Below are 20,710 nucleotides of genomic sequence, written 5' to 3'. Positions count from 1 at the left end.
GCCTTGGCAGGAATAGAAGTGTTGCCGGGGATCAGTCGGAGGCGGGAAGCGGCTTGGCGTCCTTGACGACCAGCGCGACGCCATCGACCGAAAGCGAGCCCTTGCCGGGCTTCACGCAGAGCAGCTCGTACTTGCCGTCGGCATCGACATAGCGTTTGCCCATCAGCGTACCGGCCGAGAAATCGGCGGAGAGCGGCGCGGCATCGGCGGGCTTGGCTTCGCCCATCGGCGAACCGCCGCATTCGATCTGGCCGTCGGCGCAGCGGATCACCATGACTTCGGTATCGCAGGCGGCGCTCTTCAGGCGGGTTCCAGGCTTCATCTTGATTTCCTTCTTAGCGGGTTGTCTGAATTGTCTTCATGCGATCGCGCCCTGAACTTTTAGGCGCTCGATATCGTCCCATTCAAGACCGAGCTCCAGCAGTACCGTTTCAGTATGTTCGGATAGCTGCGGAGCACGAGGCGTGGCAAAGGGCTGGTGGTCGAACTGCACCGGGCTGCGCACCACGCGCATCGGATCGGAGCCGTCGACCGGATCGACATCCATGAAGGTGTCGTTGGCCAGTGCCTGCGGGTCGCCGCCCAGATCGAGCATGGTCTGCACGGCGGCCCACTGGCCACGCATGGTCTGCAGATGCTCGCACCAGTAGGCGAAAGGTTTTGCGGCGATGGCGGCAGTGATCAGTTCGCTCGCGGCCGCGCTGTCCTCCATCAGCGAAAGCGCATCGGCAAAGCGCGGATCGTCCGCGGCTTCGGGAATGCCGAGATGTACGAAAGTGTCGCGGATGTAGGCACCGGGAGCGAGGATGAACAAGGCGATGACGCGCCCGTCCGACGTCTTGAAATGGCCCAGGAACGGGTTGACCGCCGCGCCGCCTGCCTGCGGAATACCGGGGCGCCGCATCTGGCCGGTATGCAGGTAGGGCGCGATCACTTGCCCCATCGACCACATCGCGCTGTTGAACAGCGAGACATCGACTTCTGACGTTTTCCCCGTCTGCGCGCGGTTGTAGAGCGCGGCGGCGATCCCGCCCGCCAGATACATGCCGCTGATGGAATCGCCCAGGCCGCCCACGCCCATAGTCAGCGGCATGTCGAATTCCTCCGGCGTCAGCGCATGGCCGAGCCCCGAATGGATCCAGAACGCAGTGGCATCGAACGCGCCGCGATCGCGGTCCGGCCCCTTGTCGCCAAAGCCGGTGCCGCGCGCGTAGACGATATCGGGATTGACCGCGCGAATGTGTTCCACGTCGATCTTCAGCTTTTGCCGGGCAGAAGGGAGATAGTTGGTCAGGAACACATCGGCATTCTTCGCCAGCTCGTAGATGAGCGCCTGCCCTTCGGGCGTGGTGACGTCGATGCCGATGCTGCGCTTGCCCCGGTTGGGGTGCTCCATCATCGGATTGACCACAGGATCGAGTTTGGCCCCCGCAATGGTCAGCATCCCGCGCTGGGTATCGCCGCGCACGGGGTGTTCCACCTTGATGACGTCCGCGCCCCAGTCCGCCAGTACCGCCCCGGCCGCAGGGACGAAGACGAACTGGGCGACTTCGAGCACCCTTACGCCTTTCATCACCTGCGTCATATCCGCCTTCGTCTCCCGGGAACGGTCAGAGGAAGCGCCGCCTCAGGCGATCGCGCCCTTGGCCTTCCATTCCTCGATCTTGTCCCACTCGACGCCCATTTCCATGAGCACGATTTCGGTATGCTCGGACGCTTGCGGAGAACGCGAGGTTTCGAGCGGTTCGTGGTTCCACTGCACCGGGCCGCGCACCAGCTTGAGCGGATCGCCGCCATCCGCCGCCTCGACTTCCACCAGCATGTCGTTGGCGAGCGCCTGCTCATCGGTGAGCAAGTCGGCGAAGCTCTGGATCGGGGCCCACTGGCCAGAGAACGTCTTGAGGTGCTGACGCCAGTATTCGAAAGGCTGGGCAGCGAAAGCCTTCACCAGGATGTCGCTGGCGGCCCCGGCATTCTCGAACAGGGCGCGCGGGTCGGAGAAGCGGGGGTCGTCCGCCGCTTCGGGTACGCCGACATGCTCGAACAGGCTCTTGATGTGGCCGGTGGGCGAGATCGTGCAGAGGTTGATCGTGCCGCCGTCCGAGGTCTGGTAATTGCCCATGAAGGGGTTGCGCGCCGCGCCGCCCGAGCCCGGCATCGGGTTGCGGGTGAGGATACCGGTCTCGGCGACCTGTGCGATCAGCGCGCCCGAGGCCCAGGCCGCGGTGCTGAGCAGCGAGACATCGAGTTCGGCCGTCTCGCCGGTCTTTTCGCGGTGATAGAGCGCGGCGGAAATGCCGCCCGCGATGAACATGCCGCCGATGGAATCGCCGAATGCGGGGATGCCCTGCGAAAGCGGCGCGCCCAGTTCCTCGGGCGTCATCGAATAGGCAATGCCGCTGCGCGACCAGAAGCAGGTGCCGTCGAAACCGCCAACGAGGCGTTCGGGCCCCTTGTCACCCAGCGCCGAGCCGCGCGCGTAGATGATGTTGGGATTGACGGCGCGGATGTGTTCGACGTCGAACTTGTTCTTCTGGCGCACCTGCGGGAGGTAGTTGGTCAGGAACACGTCGCACTGCTTGGCGAGTTCGTAGAGCACTTCCTGGCCTTCCGGCGTGGACAGGTCGATGCCGACGGAGCGCTTGCCGCGGTTGGGGTGCTCGAACAGGGTGTGTCGCTGCGGGTCGAGCGTGACGCCGCCCATGTTGAGGAAGCCGCGCTGGGTATCGCCGCGCACCGGATGCTCGATCTTGATGACGTCCGCGCCCCAGTCGGCGAGGATCGCGCCGGCGGCGGGCGTGAAAGTGAACTGCGCGACTTCGAGAACGCGCACGCCCTCCATGACCTTTGTAGACATCTGCTGCCAGTCCCTATCGTTTTTTGTGTTCGTGTATCCCCGCAACCGGCTGCGCGAGCCGCTTTCGAGGTTCGTCCCGATGTGCGCGGAAACCCCTTGCGGATCAACCGTGGAGCCCATCGTGCAGACGATTATGGGAAACCGATTCGCCGTTGCGTCAAGAGAATGATGCAGTGCAGCAATGTCTGTGATGCCCGGAAAACCGGGACTTTTGATGTGTTGAGCAAACTGCTTTTGCGCTTGCAACAATTGCAATTGACTTCGGGGCGGGTAACTCCTAACCTAGGTTAGTAAGTTGAAAAAACACAATTCAGATTTCGGAGTTTGCACGATGAACAAGTTTGCCCCTCTCGCCGCTCTGGCCACCGTCGCGACGCTCGCCGTCGTCCCCACCACGGTGTTCGCCGAAACCCAGGCGGTGCATGAAGTGACCGAAGAAGCTGCCGCTCCGGTTCAGCTCAACGCCGGCATGATGCTCTACGCTTCGAACGGCTACCGCATCGCCCCGATCTATCGCGTCAATGCCGACGGCAACCCGCAGGTCATCATGAACGGCCGCCTGATCACCGTTCCGGCTTCGACCGTGAGCGAAGTGGACGGCAAGGTTACGACTTCGCTGTCGAAGAAGGACGTCGCGCGCGCGAAGTAAGCTTTCACCAGCTCTCAAGACGGAAAGGGCGGTCCTTCGGGGCCGCCCTTTCTGTTTGTGCGCGATGTGTGGAACGGGCCTGGTGTTAAGCAGCGTCAGAGTGCCGTGCGCGTAACTTGGGTTGCCTGCCGTTCGTGTCGAGATGCGGTAGCTCTGATCCAGCGCGTCTCGACTTCGCTCGACACGAACGGAGCCTGACTCAAATTGTGGGCATGATGTCCTAGGTGCTGTCTGCATTCAGCCCATGGCGGCCTGCAAATGGCGCTTTTGCGCGCTTCCGGTGTTCACGTACAGAAAGTACGCTGCGCTCCGGGTCGCGCAAAAACACCATTTTCGACTCACCCTGAACTGAATGCAGACAGCACCTAACCGCGGCTGACGTTCTCGTAGATGCGGTCCATGAAGTTGAGCAGCTGTTCGAGCTCTTCATCGGAAAACCCGCTGAACATGCGCTGCTCGCTTTCGGACGCGATCGTGCCGAGCTTGGCCAGCAGTGGCTCGGCTTTCTCGGTCAGATAGACGGCGCGCGCGCGGCGGTCGTCGCGGCGGTCGCGCCGTTCCAGAAGCCCGTCGGCGCAGAGGCGGTCGATCAGACGGCCCGCCGAGGCTTCCGACATTTCGAGATATTCTGCGATCGTGCGCTGGGTGGAGCCCGGATAGCGCGAGACGATGGCAATCATCGCCCATTGCGAACGGGTCACGTTCAGCGCCGACACCTTGCGGTCGAAGCTGTTGCGCTGGAGGCGGGCGATGACCGTCATGCGCAGGCCGACCTGCCGCCTGGGACTCTCGTCACGGATGCCGAAAGGGTCTTTTTGCGGACCAGTCGTCTTGTTGTCGGCGTCGCTCGCCACGCGCTACTCCTGTTTGGCCGGTGCGGCCGGTTTTCAGACCCGTTCGATGATCATCGCAGGCGCCATGCCGCCCGCCGCGCACATCGTGATCAGGCCGTAACGCCCGCCGGTGCGTTCGAGTTCGTCAAGCGCCGTGCCGATCAGGATTGCACCGGTGCCCGCGATCGGGTGGCCGAGCGCGATCGAACCGCCGTTGGGATTCACTTTGGCGCGGTCGAGATCAAGGTCGCGAATGAACTTCTCCACGACGACGGCAAAGGCCTCGTTGACTTCCCAGGTGTCGATGTCGTCCTTGGTAAGTCCCGCTTTGGCCAGCACTTTCTTCGCGGCAGGCACCGGGCCGTTGAGCATCAGCGTGGGGCAATCGCCGGTTTCGGCCATGGCGACGATCCGGGCGCGCGGTTTCATCCCGTGCTTCTCGGCATAGTCCTTGGACGCCAGCAGAATGCCCGAGGCGCCATCGACCACGCCCGAGGAAATGCCGACGTGGTGGATCGGCTTGATATCGATATCGGGATAGACCTGATTGATCAGCTCGGCATAAGTCTTGCCGCCCTTGGCCGAAGGCATGTTCAGGAACATCTCGAAGGCGGGCTTGAGCTGGGCCAGGCTTTCGGCCGTGGTGTCTGGGCGCGGATATTCCTCATGGTCGAGGATGACGTTGCCCTCATCGTCCTTCACCACGATGGTCGACTTGGCGAAGCGCCCTTCGGCAATGGCCTTGGCTGCACGGCGCTGGCTTTCAACGCCAAGCTGTTCGAGCTCGGCGCGGGTGATGCCTTCCATCGCGGCGATGGCATCGGCGCACACGCCCTGGTTGGATTGCGGATGCTTGGCCTGCAGGCGCGGATTGCCCGCGCCCATGCCCGCGCTGCCCACGCCCGCCTCGCGCATCTTCATGCCGAAAGCATTGGCATAGGAAAGCATGTCCATGCCGCCCGAGACCATGAGGTCCGACATGCCGGACATGATCATCGCGGCGGCCAGGCTGGTCGAGGTAATGGACGAGCCGCAGAAGCGGTTGAGCGTGACGCCGCCCACTTTCACGTCGTACCCGGCATCGAGCGCGGCCATGCGGCCGATATCGCCGCTCTGCAGGCCGATCGCTGCGGAAACGCCCCAGATCACGTCGTCGACGTCCGCTGTCTCGAAGCCGTTGCGTTCGTGCAGGGCGGCAAGGACCGCGGCGGAGAGGTGCTCCGGATGCATCTGCGAGAGCGCGCCCTTGCCCATCTTGCCGATCCCGCGCGGGGTTCTGACAGTATCGATGATATAGGCTTCGGTCACGATCGGTCTCCTCGAAATCCCAATGGGCGCAGACTGCGCGCAGGCGCTGTTTGCGCGGGTCATGCGGGGCTGCATGGGGAAAAGCAATTGCTCCGCAGCGCCCTATCGCAGCGGCGATTGCTTTCATGGGTTAGTATATTGGGACGGGCCGGGATTGCGTCAATCGATCGTCTTCGCGATGCGCTGGCTTGACGGGGGTGGCGCTTGCGACAAGATCGCGGGCAGCAGGATACTAAACAGGGGCGAAGTCAGGATGAACGGCAGCATCGATGCCGATGGGCAAGAGGACGCTGGTGGCGCTTTCGCGCCGCTGCGCGAGCCGGTGTTTCGCAGGATCTGGTCCGCCAGCCTGTTTTCCAATTTCGGGCAACTGTTCCTGGGGGTGGGCGCGGCGTGGGAAATGACGCGCCTGTCGGATTCGCCCAGCATGGTGGCGCTAGTGCAGACGGCGATGATGGTGCCGCTGATGCTGGTGACATTGCCCGCCGGGGCCATCGCCGACATGTTCGACCGCCGCCGCATTGCGATGAGCGGGCTGGGCTTCAGCGCCGTCTGCGCCGCGACACTGGCGGGGATTTCGCATTTCGGCCTGATAACGCCCTGGGCGCTGCTGCTGTTCTGCGTGCTGATCGGCGCCGGAGTGGCGCTCTATTCACCGTCCTGGCAGGCCTCGATCCCCGAACAGGTCTCGCGCGCGCATCTGCCTGCGGCCGTGGCGCTCGGGACTATCAGCTATAACGTCGCGCGCAGCTTCGGTCCGGCGCTGGGTGGCCTGATCGTGGTGATCTACGGGGCCAAATCGGTGTTCGGGATGACGGCGGTGCTCTATCTGCCTTTGCTCGCCGCCTTCTTCCTGTGGCGGCGCGCGCATGTGCCGTCACGCTTGCCTCCCGAAAGGATCGACCGGGCGCTGATCAGCGGTGCGCGCTATGCGTTTCACGCACCGGCCATCCGCACCGCCTTGCTCAGGGTTCTGGCCTTCGGGCTGACGACCGCCACCGCCTCTGCACTGGCGCCGCTGGTGGCCAAGGACATCCTGCACGGCAATGCCGCGACGTTCGGCATCCTGCTCGGTGCGCAGGGAGTGGGCGCCGTGACCGGAGCGCTGTTCGTGAGCCAGATCCGTGAACGGCTGTCGACCGAAACCGCCGTGCGGATCTGCGCGGTCACAAGCGGACTGGCTCTGGCAGCCGCCGGGCTGAGCACGTCACTGGTTCTGAGCTGTGCCGCCTATCTTGTTGTTGGTGCAGGAAATATCCTGACAATCGCAATGCTCAACGTCACTGTGCAGATGTCCGCGCCGCGCTGGGTGGCGGCCCGGGCGCTGTCGCTGTTTTCGTCCGCGATAACCGCCGGTATCGGCATCGGCGCGTGGGGATGGGGCGAACTGGCCAACGGGCACGGCGTTGCCTATGCGATGATGATGTCTGGCGCGGCGGTGGGGGCTACTGCCTTCCTGGGGCTGATCCTGCGCATCGAATCTGATCACGATGCGGACACGTCGACCGTGGCGCTTTCCAACGATCCGGAGGTCGCAATGGACTTGTCCCTGCGTTCCGGCCCGATCGTCGTCGAGGTCGAGTACGACGTCGATCCCGACCGGGCGCGCGAGTTTTTCGCGGTGATGATGAAGATGCAGACGGTGCGCAAGCGCATCGGCGCCTTCCAGTGGTCTATCGCGCGCGACATCGCCGATCCGGCGCTATGGACCGAACGCTACCATTGCCCGACCTGGGGCGATTATCTGCGCATGAGGGATCGCTATACCCAGACGGACATTGCGATCCAGGGCGAAGCGGATTCCTACAATCGCAGCAATCAGGGGCACCGCGTCCATCGCCGCCTCGAACGGCCTTTCGGATCAGTTCGCTGGAAGGCGGAATCCTACGATCCGCATCAGGACACGATCGGCTTTATCGGCCCCTGAGCGGGTCGCTAACGGGCGTTTTTCGGTCTTCCAACCTCTGTTGCAGCAAAGCTGCACACGCGGTAAATTCAACAGGTGTCAAGTAAGGCGCTGGAAAAGTGTCAGGCACGGCATTACGAATTTGCCGCATAAAAAAGGGAGGGATACCGTGAAGACAGTAAGGACAAGTGCGTCCCTGTTCGGGCTCATCGGGCTGGCGGCGCTGACGCCGGGCCAGGCTTTTGCCCAGCAGGAAGGCGATACGGCTATCGACAGCGGCGTGATCATCGTCACCGCGCAGCGCCGCGCGGAAGCGCAAGTCGATGTGCCGATTTCGATTACCAACCTCAGCAGCGATGCCCTGAGAACGTCGAGCGTCAACCAGCTTGCCGACATCGGCAAAGTCACCCCGGCGCTGCGGTTCGACTTTGCAGGCGGGTTCTTCCAGCCGACGATCCGCGGCATCGGCACCGCGGTGACGACATCGGGCGGCGGCGGCAATGTCGGCATCTACATCGACGGGTTCTATTCGCCCAATCCGCTGGCGGCGGACTTCGATCTGATCAGCGTGGAGAGCATTCAGGTGCTCAAAGGGCCGCAGGGCACGCTGTTCGGCCGCAATACCACCGGCGGTGCGATTCTGGTTTCGACCAAGGAACCTTCGGTCACCGGCAATTCGGCAGAGGGCCAGGTCAGCTTCGGGCGTTATAACGAGCTCCAGGCAGAGGCTTTCACCAATTACGTGATCTCTGACCGTGTCGCGATGACGATCGAAGGCATGTACCGCCGTGGCGACGGGTGGCAGCACGATATCTCGAACAACAAGCGCCGCGTGGGCGACTACCGGAACTGGTCGGTGCGTCTGGGCCTGAAGGCCGAACTGTCGGACAGTGTCGACGTCCTGCTGCGCTACAAGCATGGCGATGTAGACGATCCTTCGCCGATGCTCGCTGCGACGCTGGATACGGCCGATTTCGGGCTGGGCGCGCCGTTTGGCGGTATTCCGGGGACCTATACTACAGCCAAGAACAGGATCGCGAGCGGCTCGGTAGGGGAGTTCATCCGTTCCAACAGCGACGTGCTTCAGGCTACGATCAAGGCGGATCTGGGCTTTGCGGATCTCACGTCCTATTCGCAGTACCGCAACGAGAAGAGCAACATGTCGCAGGACCTCGATTATTCGGGGCTTGAGAACATCACAGCAGCACAGCGTGTGGAGTACGGTTTCGGACCTGCGCAGGTTTTGGGATTTCAGCTGGGCTTGCCCAACAACAACGAGACATGGAGTCAGGAACTCCTGCTGACCTCCAAGCCGGGCACGCCGCTGCAATGGACCGCCGGTCTGTTCTATTTCGAGAACACCGACCAGTACATCACTTTTATCGACAACTTTGGCAATGATGCTGCCTCACACATACGCCTTGGCGGATCGAGCACGACGTCGAGAAGCTATGCCGCTTTCGCCGATGCCACATACGAAGTGACCCCGCGTTTCTTCATCACGGCCGGTGCGCGCTATTCCAAGGACAAGATCGTCGATGCCTACTGGAACCAGCAGTTCACGGCGGTGGAAATGCCGGTGCCGGACATCTCGAACGACAAGATTACGCCGCGCGTGGTGCTGCGCTACAAGCCTACCCGTCAGACCAGTGTCTATGCCTCGTTTACCAAGGGATACAAGGCGGCGATTCTCGATGTGGGCGGGTCATGCCAGACGCCCGCGACCAACTTTGTCTGCAACGACGTGCAGCCCGAGGACATCAACGCCTACGAGATCGGCTTCAAGTATGAAGACCGCGGGCTGTCGTTCGAAACCGCCGCATTCTATTATGATTACAAGAACCTGCAGGTCTCGATCTACCGCACCGGCACGGCGGAGATCATCAATGCGGCCACCTCCGAGATCTATGGTCTGGAAGGTTCGCTGCAGTACAAGGTGACGCCTGCTTTCAGCCTTTCGGCCGGGGCGTCCTATGTCCATGCGCGCTACAAGACGTTCAACAACGCGCCGGTCTACACGCGCTGCACTGATCTCGGCACGGACGTGGCGGACAGCTGCGCCGCGAACGGGGTAACCTTCCTTGTGGTGCCGGCCACGCTCAAGAACGTGACGATGCAGCGCACGCCCGAATTCACGGGCTTTCTGGGCGGGCGCTACGAAACCCGTCTGGGCGGGGGCGATCTCGCGTTGTCGGGCAACCTCTTCTACTCGTCGAGCTTCTTCTTCGGGCCTTCGGGCGTGCAGTTCAAGGAAGACGGTTATGCCACGCTGGCGCTGCGCGGGCAGTGGACGGCGCCCGACGGGTCCTACTACCTCGCCCTGTTCGGCGATAACGTGACGGACAGCCGCTATATGACCCAGGCGCAGTATTCCAGCTTCGGGATCGGCGCCAACTGGTCGAAGCCCGCGACTTACGGCGTGGAGTTCGGCTTCAACTTCTGACCGGCCGATATCTGACCAGCGGCGCGTTCCCACGCGGGGATTGCCTGCATGGGCGCCTGCTGGCCAAATGCCAGTAATCGTCCGCCGCCCTGAAGCGCGGCGGCTGTCAGTCGAACGGGAGAGAAGCACAATGCCGGAAGGCAAGACCTGGCGCGTTATCCAGTGGGCTACGGGCAATGTCGGCAGCCGCGCGCTGCGCATGGTGATCGAGCATCCGCGCATGGAGCTGGCCGGGCTCTGGGTGAGTTCGCCGGACAAAGTCGGCAAGGATGCAGGCGACCTGTGCGGGTTGCCCGAAACCGGCATAAAGGCCACCAATTCCCTCGACGAGATCGTGGCAATTGATGCCGACTGCGTGATCTTCATGCCGCAGGGCACCGATTACGATGCGTTATGTGCGCTGCTGGCATCGGGCAAGAATGTCGTCACCACGCGCGGCGACTTTCACTATCCGCCGCTGATGGACCCGGCAAACCGTGCCCGGATCGAGGAGGCGTGCGCCAAGGGCGGAACTTCCATCTATTCCACCGGCTCCAGCCCCGGCTTCGTGACCGAGGCGCTGGCGATCCCGCTGCTGTCGCTCCAGCGCGGGCACGGGCTGCTGACGATCGACGAATATGCCGACGTTTCCAGCCGCGATTCGCCGGACATGCTGTTTCAGGTGATGGGCTTCGCCGCGCCGATGGCTCCCTTCGACCAGCGCCGCGCCGAGCATCTGAAAGGCGATTTCGGCAGCTCGCTTTCGCAAGTGGCCGAAGCCATCGGCCTGCCTGCCGACGAGATCGAGGCGTTCGGCGAACTCTCGGCCACGAAATCCGATTTGCAGATCGCGGCAGGCACTGTTCCTGCAGGTACCGTGGGCGCCATGCGCACCACGATCACCTGCAAGCACAAGGGCAGGGCGGTCCTGCGCTTCCGCGCCAACTGGTACGTCACCACCGATATCGAGAACGCCGACTGGGACTTGCGCGAATCCGGCTGGCGGATCACCACCGAGGGCGACACCCCGGTGAAAGTGGACATTACGTTCCCGGTTTCGGCGGAGGACTATGCCGCCTACACCCCGGGGCTGACGGCGCACCGGCCGATCAATGCGATCCCGGCCGTCTGCGCCGCCGCGCCGGGCATACGCACCACGGTGGAACTGCCGCAGATCATCCCTCTCTATTCCTGAGGCGGTGTAGGGGCAGCTCCACTATGTTCCGTTCGACACGAACGGCGGTTCATTGGGGCTCTTGCGGCGCCGTTGCCTGATCCCCGCCTAGCACGCGGTAGAGTGTGATGCGGTTGGTGGCGGCTTGCAGGCGCACGGCCACTTCCGCGCGGCGGGCGGTATAGAGCGTGCGCTGGGCGACGAGGTTGTCCAGCGAGCTGGCGATGCCCCGCTTGTAGGTTGCTTCGGTCAGCCGCGCGGTATCCTGTGCGGCGGCGGTGTTGGCGCTGGCGGCGCGCAGGCGCTCGGCGAGCGTGCCCTGATCGGCCAGCGCGTCCGACACTTCGCGGAACGCGGTCTGGATTGCCTTTTCGTATGTCGCCAATGCGGCATCGCGCTGGGCCTTGGCGACTTTCACGTTCGCCGCCTTGCCGCCCGCGTTGAAGATCGACCAGCTTGCCGTGCCGCGGGCGGTCGAGGTGAAAGACCCATGATCGAACAGTGAGGACAGCGCATCGCTGGCAAAACCCAGCAGGCCGGTGAGCGAGATGCTGGGGAACAGCTCCGCCCGGGCCACGCCGATATCGGCATTGGCGGAACGCAGCGCGTATTCGGCGGAAACGACATCCGGTCGGCGCAGGAGCACTTCGGAGCTGGTGCCTGCGGGCAGCACGGCCAGGCCCTTGCTCACTTCCGTGATGCTGTTGGGGAGCAGGGAGCGGTCGAAACCGGCGCCGACCAGCAGGCGGATCGCATTGATATCCTGCGCCAGCGCGGCGGTCTGCGTGGCGGCATCGCCCTTGGCGGTTTCCAGCACCTGCTGCGCCCGGCTGAGGTCCGCGCGCGGCGCGATGCCGCCTTTGAGGCGGGCCCCGGTCAGGCGGACGCTGTCTTCAGCATTGGCGACGGTGGACTGGGCAATCGCCAGCAGGTCCTTGTCCGCCGCATAGCCTGCCCACGCGAGCGCCAGATTGGCCACCAGCCCGAGCCGCACCGTGCGGGCCGAAGCCTCGGTGGAAAGCGCGGTGTTGCGCTGGGCTTCGGTCGCGTTCTGCAGCTTGCCGAACAGGTCCAGCTCGAAGCTCGAAATGCCGCCTTGCGCGGAATAGGACCAGCCATCTCCCGTGACCTGGCCTGCGGTTTCGGAATGCGTGGCCGATCCCTGAACGTCCAGCGCCGGGAACTGGTTGGCGCGGGTAACCGTGATCCGCGCCCGCGCGGCGGCGACATTGGCGGCGGCCACGCGCAAATCGCGGTTGTTGCGCAGTGCCTGCTCGATCAGCGTTTGCAGCCGGGGATCGCGGAAGATCTCCTTGTAGGAGACCAGCGGCAGGCCCGCCTCGCTCTGCGCGAGATAGGCATCCCCGGCGGGCCAGGACGCCGGGACCGGCGGTGTGGGCGCGACATATTTCGGAGCCATCGAGCAGGCGCCCAGCGCCACGGCGGGAAGCAGGGCCAGAGTCCGTTTCATTGCCCGTTTCATCGGCATTGCGCGCCTCATGCGGCTTCTCCCGGCGTGTTCCGGTTGCGCCACCAGCGGTGGGCGGCGGCCAGCCCGTCGCGCACGCTGCGGCGCACCAGCACGAAGAACAGCGGAATGAAGAAGATCGCCAGAATCGTGGCCGTCAGCATGCCGCCGACCACGGCGGTGCCGATGGCGATGCGGCTGTTGGCGCCCGCGCCGGTCGCGGTGGCGAGCGGCAGCACGCCGAAGATGAAGGCGAAGCTGGTCATGAGGATCGGGCGCAGACGGATGCGGGCTGCGAGCAGTGCTGCTTCGATCACGCGCATGCCTTGCTTTTCGGCCTGTTCGGCGAATTCGATCATCAGGATCGCGTTCTTGGCGGCAAGGCCCATGGTCGTCAGCAGGCCGATCTGCAGATAGACGTCGTTCTGCAACCCGCGCAGCGCGGTGAAGCCGATCGCGCCCAAGAGGCCCAGCGGAATGACCAGCACCACCGCCACCGGGATCGACCAGCTTTCGTAGAGCGCGGCGAGGCACAGGAACACCACCAGCAGCGAAAGCGCATAGAGCACCGGCGCTTGCCCGGAAGACAGCCGCTCCTGATAGGACGAGCCCGACCAGGCCACACTGGTGCCCGGAATCTTGGCGGCCAGATCCGCCATGATGTCCATCGCCGTGCCCGAGCTGACGCCGGGCGCGGGCGTGCCGGAAAATTCGTAAGCTGGAAGCCCGTTGAAGCGCGAGGTCGAGCTGGGCGCGGTCGACCAGCCGACTTTCGCGAAGGCGGAGAAGGGCGCCATCTGGCCATTGGCGCCGCGCACGTACCACTGCGCCAGATCCTCTGGCCGGGAGCGGAACGGCGCATCGCCCTGAACATAGACGCGCTTGACGCGCCCCTTGTCGATGAAGTCGTTGACGTAAGTGCCACCCCAGGCCGTGGAGAGCGTGGAGTTCACGTCCCGCGGGTTCAGCCCGTAGGACATCAGCGCCCGCGTGTTCGAATCAATCTTGAGCGTCGATACGTCGGGCAGGTCGCTCAGCCGCACACTGGCCAGTTCGGGGTTTTGCATGGCCTCTGCCAGCAGCTTGTCGCGGGCCTGTTCAAAGGCCTGACGGCTCATGCCGGTGCGGTTCTGCAGTTCCATCGTGAAGCCCGAAGACTGCCCCAAACCGCGGATCGCACCGGGGACGAGGGTAAAGACCTGCGCATCGCGGAGGCCCCGGAACGCCGTGCTGGCGCGCTCGACGATGGCTTGCGCGCTGTTCTCGGGCCCTTCGCGCTCGTCCCAGAGCTTGAGCTTGACGAAGCCCATGCCGGTGTTCTGGCCCGAGGCGCCGAAGCCGCCGCCGGAAATCGTGAAGATGCCGCGCACGTTGCGTTTTTCCTCGGTGAGGAAGTACTTTTCGACCGCGCTCTGGACTTCCTGCGTCTTTTCGCGCGGGGTGCCCGCGGGCAGGCGCCACTGCACCATGATGTTGCCCTGGTCTTCGTTGGGCAGGAACCCGGTGGGCAGCCGCTGGAACAGCATCAGTGTGGCCAGGCAGACGATGCCGAACAGGCCCAGCCAGCGCCACTTGTGCTCGACCACGCGTTCGGTCTGGCGCACGTAGGCATGGGTCATGCGTTCGAACGTGCGGTTGAAACCGTTGTGGAACTTGTCCCACGCATGCGCGAGCAGCGGCAGCCGCCGTTCGACCACCGCCGGGGCGGACTCCTCGCCCGGATGTCTGGGCTTGAGCAGCGTGGCCGTGAGCGCCGGGCTCAGGATCAGCGCGACGAGCACCGAGAGCACCATGGCCGAAACGATGGTGAGCGAGAACTGGCGGTAGATCACGCCCGTCGATCCGCCGAAAAAGGCCATCGGCAGGAACACGGCGGAAAGCACCAGCGCAATGGCGATCAGCGCGACCTGAATTTCCTGCATCGACTTGATCGTCGCTTCGCGCGCCGACATGCCCGGATTTTCTTCCATCAGGCGCTCGACATTCTCGACCACGACAATGGCATCGTCCACCAGCAGGCCGATGGCCAGCACGAGGCCGAACAGCGTCATCGTGTTGATCGAGAAGCCGACCAGATAGAAAATCGCGAAAGTGCCCAGAAGCACCACCGGCACGGCGATGGCGGGGATCAGCGTGGCGCGCCAGCTTTGCAGGAACACGAACATCACGATCACGACGAGCACGATCGCTTCGAACAGCGCCTTTTCCACTTCGGAGACGGACAGCTTGATGAAGTTCGTGGAATCGTTGCCGTAGATGAAGGCAAGCCCTTCCGGCATGCTGGTGGAAAGCTCCTGCATCTTGGCTTTCACCGCCTCGGCCGTTGCCAGCGCGTCGGCGCCAGGAGACAGCGAGACGGAAATGCCCGAGCCGGGATGGGCGTTGAAGCGGCTGATCGCGCTGTAGCTCTCGGCGCCGATTTCCACCCGGGCGACATCGCCGATGGTCACGGCCGAACCGTCCGGATTGGTCTTGAGCACGATCGCGCGGAACTGGTCTGGCGTCTGCAGCCGCGATCCGGCGGTGACGATGGCGTCGATCGCCTGATCCTTGGGCGCGGGCAGTCCGCCAAGTTCGCCCGCCGCCACTTCGGTGTTCTGCGACTGGATGGCCGAGACCACGTCGCTCGGCATCAGCGAGACGGCCGCCAGCTTCCGGGGATTGAGCCAGATGCGCATGGCGTGCGGCGCGCCGAACACGCGCACTTCGCCCACGCCCTGCACGCGCGAGATCGGATCCTGAATGTTGGACGAAAGATAATCCGACACGTCCTGATTGGAACGGGTGTCGGTGGTGTCGTAGACCGCGATCAGCAGGAGCTGGTCGGGGTTGGACTTGGTGACCCGCACGCCCTGGTTCTGCACCGACTGCGGCAGGCGGGAGAGGGCGGACTGGACCTTGTTCTGGACCTGCACTTGCGCGATGTCGGGATCGGTGCCCTTGGCGAAGACCGCGCTGATCGTCGCCTGCCCGCGGTTGGACGATTGCGAGCTGAAATAGAGCAGGCCGTCGATCCCGGTGAGCTGTTGCTCGATGATCTGGGTGACGCTGTTCTCGATCGTCTGGGCCGAGGCACCGGGATAGGTCGCGCGGATGTTGACCTGCGTCGGGGCAATATCGGGATATTGCTCGTTGGGAAGGAAATTGAGCGCGCCGATGCCGCCCAGCATGACGACGATGGCAAGCACCCATGCGAAGATGGGCCGGTCGATGAAGATGCGTGACATGCCGGGCTCAGCCGCCCTTGTTCGCGGTGTTCGCGCCGGCAGGTCTGGCGTTCTGGCCGACCGGTTGCGGCGCCGAAGCGGGAACAGGCTTGATCGCGGCGCCCTGACGCAGGCCGTTCAGCCCCTGCACGATAACCTTGTCGCCCGGTTTCAGCCCGGAGGTGATGACCGAGCTTGGCCCATAAGTGCGGTTGGCCGTGACCGTGCGGCGCACGGCCTTGCCGTCCGCCCCTGCCACCATCACGTAGGCACTGCCGTCGAAATCGCGCTGGACGGAATTCTGGGGCACCAGAATGGCATTGGGGTCATTGGCCTGATCGAACATGGCCGTGACGAACATGCCCGGCAGCAGCATCCCGTCCGGATTGGGAAAGCGCGCGCGCAGAGTCACGGTGCCGGTGCCCTGATCGACCGTGACTTCCGAAAACTGCACGGTTCCGGTGGCCGGATATTCCGATCCGTCATCCAGCTTCAGGTGCACTTGCGTGCTGCCCGGCGTGACGCCGCCTGCGGCCAGCTTGCGGCGCAGGGCGGTGAGATCGGCGGCGGATTGCTGCATGTCCACATAGATCGGATCGGTACGCTGGATCACGGCCAGCGGATCGGTCTGGTTGGTGCTGGCGAGCGCGCCGGTGGTGAACAGCGAGCGGCCGATGCGCCCGCTGATCGGGGCGGGAACGGTGGTGAAGCGCAGATTGACCTTGGCGGTATCGAGCGCGGCGGCCATCTGCGCCACGGTGGCCTTGGCCACGCGGGCACTGGCCAGCGCGTCGGTATAGTCCTGCTTGGCGACGGCTTCCATGTCGGCCAGCGGTTTGTAGCGCTGCGCCTTCGCGGCCGCAGCATCGGCTGTCGCCCTGGCGCTGGCGAGATTGGCCTTCGCCTGGTTGACGGCGGCCCGGTAGAGGCTGGGATCGATCTGGAACAGCGCCTGCCCAGCCCGCACATAGCCGCCTTCGGTGAAGTAGCGCTTGCGGATTACTCCCGATACCTGCGGGCGCACTTCCGAGGTTTCATAGGCGACGGTGCGGCCGCTGAGCGACACGCTAACCGGAACTTCGGCCACCTTCGCCACGATATAACCAACCTGGGCAGGCGGACGCTTCTGGCCGCCTTGTTCTCCGCCTGAGCACGAGGCGAGACTGGCGGCTGCCAGCATGCCCAGAGCGAGACGGTATGGCCGGGCAATGGTGCGGCTGGGGGCGGGGGGATAGGAGGAAGGAGCCAACTGGTAGTACTTTCTGACGAATTGACAGGTGCTATCAAGGCATTCTGAGGCTGCTGCAAGCGCCCTTTACGCGTTTGCGACATTTTACGACGAACTATGACGTTAGCCTGTCACGGCCCGCGGTGGGATCTTTTGGCCCATCCGTTTGCACAGGTTTGACGCGGTGCAGCAAGGACCGCAACGGCGGAAGCGTTCGACGGATTCTATCTGCCGCAGCGGTATCCCAGGCCGACGGGCCCCTATGCGGGACCGGCGCGCCGTCCTATTCTTTCGGCTCCGCACCGCCCGGGCACCGGACCGGATTGCACCGCACCGGACCGCCGCCCGGCAAGGCCACGCGGTATCCCGGCAGGCGCGGGTCTTCCCAGAGATAGTCGGTAGAGATGTACTGCGCCCCGCTCGCCAGTGCCGCGCGCAGCCGGGTGAGGTTGCCCGCGCGGGCTTCCCAGGTATCGGCGTCGGCGCGGGTGCGCACGATAAAGCCTGCCTTGACGTCACGCTTGATCCGTTCGGCCTGCGCGATGGGATCGTTGAGCGTGAGGTAGGCTGCGGCCGGCGAATCTTCGCGCGTGTTCACGAAGAACACGCGTCCTTCCAGAGATTTGCGCTTGCCCCGGTAGATCGCGACTTTGTCCTCGTGTTCATCGAGCGCGAAGAACACTTTGCCGCGCGCCGCGTCCAACGTGGGCCAGTTGCCCGCCAGCACCGCCTCGCGCAGGGTCGGATAGCCGCCCTGCACATCGTCGGGCAGGATCAGCATGCCGCGCGGGATGACCGAGCGGATTTCGGCGTCGAGGGCGTCGAAGGCCGCTTCAGTGAAGCGCTTGGCGGGTTTGCCGTGGGCTTCGTCGCCGGTTTCCTTGGTGTTGAACATCAGCAGGATCGGGGCATGGTGTGGATGCGCGCGTGACCAGTCGCGGATCTGGGTCAGGCAGGTGACGAGGCGCTCGCAACTGCTTGCGGCATCGCTGAAGGCGATGTGAAGGACCTTGAAACCGGGTTTGCGCAGTTCCGCGTCGTCCGAATTTCCGGCGTAGTATCCGCCTTCGGGATCGTAGTTTACATCGATTTCAAGCTGCCGCGCACCATGATCGAGCTGTTCGGCAAGCGGGCGGTGGCTGTAGTCCAGCGCCAGCACCGCCTTTGCGCTCTTGGCCGCAATCTTGCGGCGGACCTCTTCGCTCATGGCCTGCTTGTAGCTGTTGTGCGTGCCGACGGCCTGGATGTCGTTCATGCGAAGAGCCGGGGTTGTCTCCCCGGCAGCGGCTGTACTCGCGGCAAGACCAAGGGAAAGGGCGAAGAAGGACATCGAAACTCCGGGCTGGATCAGGGGGGACGTAAGGCGGGCCCCTCCTGCGCCCTGCTGGTGACAGACATATGAAAGCGCTGGGAAACAGGCCGCGTTACGGGGCGATGGCAAGAACCCGGATGAGGGCAAGGCTGATCGCGCCCAGCACCACCAGCGAGAGCACCACGGCCCCGGTGACGCGCCCGCCCGCCGAAGCTACCGAGCGCACATCGACGCCAAGGCCAAGCGCGGCCATCGATACGACCGTGAGGAAAGTCGCGGCAGTGCCCGCAGGTGCTACCAGAGCCCGGGGCACGAAGCCGCACGAACGGGCCGCCACCAGCACGAGGAACCCTGCGATGAACCAGGGGACGAAGTGGTGAAGGGCAGGGCGGCCGGGCCGGGGACGGTCTCCGGCGGTTACATGCGGGGGCATTTCGCCGGTCTCTTCGCGCAGGCGCGGCGCCATGATCGAAAGCAGCAGACAGACCGGCCCGAGCATGAGAACGCGCACCAGCTTGACCAGCGTGCCCATCTGCACCGCCGCTGATCCCAGCGGGGCCGTGGCGGCCAGCACTTGCGGCACCGCATAGACAGTCAGCCCCGCCAGTGTGCCGTATTGCAAGCCGTCGAGGTGAAGCGCGATTCCCAGCAGCGGGAGGCCAAGCACAACCACCACGCCCAATACCGCCGTGAATCCGATCGAGGCGGCGACATCATCCCCGTCCGCGCCGATGACAGGGGCAACGGCAGCGATGGCGGAATTGCCGCAGATCGAATTGCCGCAGGCGACCAGCAAGGCCATGCGCACCGGCAGGCGCAGCAGCCGTCCGATCAGGAAGCTGGCGCCAATGGCCACGATCACCACGCCTGCAATGCCAAGCAGCATCCACGGCCCGGCGGCGAGGATCGTGGCGGCGCTCACCGATACGCCCAGCAGCACGACGGCCACTTCCAGCAGAAACTTGGCGCTGAAGGCGATGCCGGGAAACCAGCGGGTCTGGGGCGTCCACACCGAGCGCAGCGCCGTGCCGAGCAGGATCGCCAGTACCAGCGCTTCGAGCCAGGCCCGCCCAAACAGTGCTTCCTCCGCCCGTTGCAAGGCAAAGGCGGCTCCAGTCACGGCAAGACAGAGCGCGAGCCCTGGGACGAGGCGGAGAAAGGGGCGGAAGGGAAAGTTGGCAATCACGGCTGTCTCCTTGCGGCGGGAGACAGGTGGACTGCGAAGATCAATCAATCCAACGGTGTATTCACATGGTTTCAATCTCTATTTGAGATTGATTGTTCTGAAGCGGGATGGCGGGAATCCTGCGTATTTTCGATGTCTTCATGCGGGTATGGTTCTGGCACAGCCCGATCCCCACCGGATAGCCGGGCGGTTTGATCGGGAACTGCGATCAAATCACCCAGTCGGGCTGGGCTTCATAACCGGCGATGACATCAAGCAGCGCTCCGGCGGCCTTGCTGCGGTACCGTTCCTTCTGGCGAATTGCGAAGAACGGCCGCTCGGGCAAGTGGAACGGCAGCGCATGGAGGGTGCGCGCGGCAATGGCCGGGCCTGCAACCAGCGTGGAAAGCACGCCATGCCCGGCACCGGACCGCACGGCCGCCAGTACGGCCTCGTTCGAGGGCAGGGTCAGCACCACGTTGAGCGAACGGGGATCGAGCCCCCGATCGCGGATCGCCGCTTCGAACGTGGAGCGTGTTCCGGATCCCTCCTCGCGCATGACCCAGGGCGCGCGGGTCAGCCATTCGCTGGTGACGGCATCGGCCGGTTCCAGCCCCGTCATCACCATCTGGTCTGCCCCCACCGGCCATTGCGCCAGCGCCGGATCGTCTATGGCACCCTCGATAAATCCCAGTTCGGCCTCGCCGGTGTGCACGGCCCGGGCTGCCCCTTCGGTGTTGGCGATGGCCACGGACAATTCGATGGCGGGATAGCGCCGGTGAAATGCCGCGAGGCGTTCCGGCAGCCAGTATCCGGCAATGGTCTGGCTGGCGACCAGCCGCAGCGATCCGCGCCGGAGCCCGCCATATTCCGACAGGGCCAGTTCAGCGCTGGCGGCCCGGGCAAGAACGGCGCGGGCTTCCTCAAGAAACATCCGGCCCGCGCCGGTCAGTTCGATACGGCGCCCGACCCGGTCGAACAGCTTGACGCCATGACGGGCCTCCAGCGCGGCGATCGCTCCGCTGGCCGCCGATTGCGTGACATTGAGAGCTTCGGCCGCACGGGTGACGTGTTCGCGTTCGGCAACGCCGACGAAGATCCGCAATTGCTCAAGCGTCATGCCCCGCGATGTGCCCGGCGCCGCGGCCTTTGGCAAGCGCCGGGAGAGGCGGTAGCGTCCGC

At 64.4% G+C, this 20,710-nt stretch carries 15 protein-coding genes; 4 read left to right on the top strand and 11 right to left on the bottom strand.

From position 1 onward, the window contains the following. Positions 1-31: 31 nt before the first annotated feature. Genes MTR66_RS16535 through MTR66_RS16525 form a run of 3 tightly spaced genes read right to left on the bottom strand, consistent with a single transcriptional unit; the run spans position 32 to position 2,857 of the window. Complete coding sequence (locus tag MTR66_RS16535; RefSeq protein WP_243923084.1) at positions 32-322, bottom strand: hypothetical protein; 291 nt, start codon at positions 320-322, stop codon at positions 32-34. A 36-nt stretch (positions 323-358) separates the two neighbouring features. Continuing rightward, positions 359-1,585: a CaiB/BaiF CoA transferase family protein gene (locus MTR66_RS16530; protein ID WP_243923082.1), complete on the bottom strand. Its 1,227-nt coding sequence runs from the start codon at positions 1,583-1,585 to the stop codon at positions 359-361. A 42-nt stretch (positions 1,586-1,627) separates the two neighbouring features. Beyond that, a complete protein-coding gene (locus tag MTR66_RS16525) occupies positions 1,628-2,857 on the bottom strand; it encodes a CaiB/BaiF CoA transferase family protein (RefSeq protein ID WP_243923080.1) in 1,230 nt (409 codons plus the stop codon). Positions 2,858-3,188: 331 nt separating this feature from the next. Here MTR66_RS16525 and MTR66_RS16520 point away from each other — a divergent pair, with 331 nt between their 5' ends. Beyond that, on the top strand, positions 3,189-3,506 hold the full coding sequence (locus tag MTR66_RS16520) for a hypothetical protein (protein ID WP_243923078.1): 318 nt from the start codon (positions 3,189-3,191) through the stop codon (positions 3,504-3,506). A gap of 365 nt (positions 3,507-3,871) precedes the next feature. Here MTR66_RS16520 and MTR66_RS16515 read toward each other — a convergent pair whose 3' ends face one another. Next, a complete protein-coding gene (locus MTR66_RS16515; RefSeq protein ID WP_243923075.1) occupies positions 3,872-4,360 on the bottom strand; it encodes a MarR family winged helix-turn-helix transcriptional regulator in 489 nt (162 codons plus the stop codon). A gap of 33 nt (positions 4,361-4,393) precedes the next feature. Beyond that, the gene (locus MTR66_RS16510; RefSeq protein ID WP_243923073.1) at positions 4,394-5,647 is read right to left on the bottom strand and encodes an acetyl-CoA C-acetyltransferase; all 1,254 of its coding nucleotides are present in this window, start codon (positions 5,645-5,647) and stop codon (positions 4,394-4,396) included. Between the two features lie 253 nt (positions 5,648-5,900). Between MTR66_RS16510 and MTR66_RS16505 the strand changes: the two genes are divergently transcribed. The 3 genes from MTR66_RS16505 to MTR66_RS16495 all read left to right on the top strand — a co-directional run bounded on the left by MTR66_RS16505 (position 5,901) and on the right by MTR66_RS16495 (position 11,170). After that, positions 5,901-7,574, top strand: a complete 1,674-nt coding sequence (locus MTR66_RS16505; protein WP_243923112.1) for an MFS transporter — start codon at positions 5,901-5,903, stop codon at positions 7,572-7,574. Positions 7,575-7,722: 148 nt separating this feature from the next. Next, complete coding sequence (locus tag MTR66_RS16500) at positions 7,723-9,996, top strand: TonB-dependent receptor (RefSeq protein ID WP_243923071.1); 2,274 nt, start codon at positions 7,723-7,725, stop codon at positions 9,994-9,996. Between the two features lie 130 nt (positions 9,997-10,126). Next, on the top strand, positions 10,127-11,170 hold the full coding sequence (locus MTR66_RS16495; protein WP_243923069.1) for an NAD(P)H-dependent amine dehydrogenase family protein: 1,044 nt from the start codon (positions 10,127-10,129) through the stop codon (positions 11,168-11,170). A 49-nt stretch (positions 11,171-11,219) separates the two neighbouring features. Here MTR66_RS16495 and MTR66_RS16490 read toward each other — a convergent pair whose 3' ends face one another. The 6 genes from MTR66_RS16490 to MTR66_RS16465 all read right to left on the bottom strand — a co-directional run bounded on the left by MTR66_RS16490 (position 11,220) and on the right by MTR66_RS16465 (position 20,648). Continuing rightward, positions 11,220-12,620 (bottom strand): efflux transporter outer membrane subunit, encoded by a 1,401-nt coding sequence (locus MTR66_RS16490; protein WP_243923067.1) that lies wholly within the window; start codon positions 12,618-12,620, stop codon positions 11,220-11,222. 26 nt (positions 12,621-12,646) lie between these two features. Then, the gene (locus tag MTR66_RS16485; protein ID WP_243923065.1) at positions 12,647-15,844 is read right to left on the bottom strand and encodes an efflux RND transporter permease subunit; all 3,198 of its coding nucleotides are present in this window, start codon (positions 15,842-15,844) and stop codon (positions 12,647-12,649) included. A 7-nt stretch (positions 15,845-15,851) separates the two neighbouring features. After that, on the bottom strand, positions 15,852-17,003 hold the full coding sequence (locus MTR66_RS16480) for an efflux RND transporter periplasmic adaptor subunit (RefSeq protein ID WP_243923110.1): 1,152 nt from the start codon (positions 17,001-17,003) through the stop codon (positions 15,852-15,854). Positions 17,004-17,334: 331 nt separating this feature from the next. Further along, complete coding sequence (locus MTR66_RS16475) at positions 17,335-18,306, bottom strand: phosphatidylinositol-specific phospholipase C1-like protein (RefSeq protein ID WP_243923063.1); 972 nt, start codon at positions 18,304-18,306, stop codon at positions 17,335-17,337. A 169-nt stretch (positions 18,307-18,475) separates the two neighbouring features. Next, the gene (locus tag MTR66_RS16470; protein ID WP_243923061.1) at positions 18,476-19,549 is read right to left on the bottom strand and encodes a YeiH family protein; all 1,074 of its coding nucleotides are present in this window, start codon (positions 19,547-19,549) and stop codon (positions 18,476-18,478) included. Between the two features lie 208 nt (positions 19,550-19,757). Next, complete coding sequence (locus MTR66_RS16465) at positions 19,758-20,648, bottom strand: LysR substrate-binding domain-containing protein (protein ID WP_243923058.1); 891 nt, start codon at positions 20,646-20,648, stop codon at positions 19,758-19,760. Positions 20,649-20,710: the final 62 nt, after the last annotated feature.

It is taken from the genome of Novosphingobium beihaiense (genome assembly GCF_022832375.1).
GTDB lineage: Bacteria > Pseudomonadota > Alphaproteobacteria > Sphingomonadales > Sphingomonadaceae > Novosphingobium > Novosphingobium beihaiensis.
This window is presented reverse-complemented; position numbering and strand designations above follow the sequence as displayed.

Excerpts from the sequence above, each read along its gene's own strand:
- MTR66_RS16530 (WP_243923082.1), bottom strand. The coding sequence starts at position 1,585 with ATGACGCAGGTGATGAAAGGCGTAAGGGTGCTCGAAGTCGCCCAGTTC.
- MTR66_RS16490 (WP_243923067.1), bottom strand. The coding sequence starts at position 12,620 with ATGAAACGGACTCTGGCCCTGCTTCCCGCCGTGGCGCTGGGCGCCTGC.
- MTR66_RS16475 (WP_243923063.1), bottom strand. The coding sequence starts at position 18,306 with ATGAACGACATCCAGGCCGTCGGCACGCACAACAGCTACAAGCAGGCC.
- MTR66_RS16480 (WP_243923110.1), bottom strand. The coding sequence starts at position 17,003 with ATGCTGGCAGCCGCCAGTCTCGCCTCGTGCTCAGGCGGAGAACAAGGC.
- MTR66_RS16465 (WP_243923058.1), bottom strand. The coding sequence starts at position 20,648 with ATGACGCTTGAGCAATTGCGGATCTTCGTCGGCGTTGCCGAACGCGAA.
- MTR66_RS16525 (WP_243923080.1), bottom strand. The coding sequence starts at position 2,857 with ATGTCTACAAAGGTCATGGAGGGCGTGCGCGTTCTCGAAGTCGCGCAG.
- MTR66_RS16520 (WP_243923078.1), top strand. The coding sequence starts at position 3,189 with ATGAACAAGTTTGCCCCTCTCGCCGCTCTGGCCACCGTCGCGACGCTC.
- MTR66_RS16485 (WP_243923065.1), bottom strand. The coding sequence starts at position 15,844 with ATGTCACGCATCTTCATCGACCGGCCCATCTTCGCATGGGTGCTTGCC.
- MTR66_RS16495 (WP_243923069.1), top strand. The coding sequence starts at position 10,127 with ATGCCGGAAGGCAAGACCTGGCGCGTTATCCAGTGGGCTACGGGCAAT.
- MTR66_RS16505 (WP_243923112.1), top strand. The coding sequence starts at position 5,901 with ATGAACGGCAGCATCGATGCCGATGGGCAAGAGGACGCTGGTGGCGCT.
- MTR66_RS16535 (WP_243923084.1), bottom strand. The coding sequence starts at position 322 with ATGAAGCCTGGAACCCGCCTGAAGAGCGCCGCCTGCGATACCGAAGTC.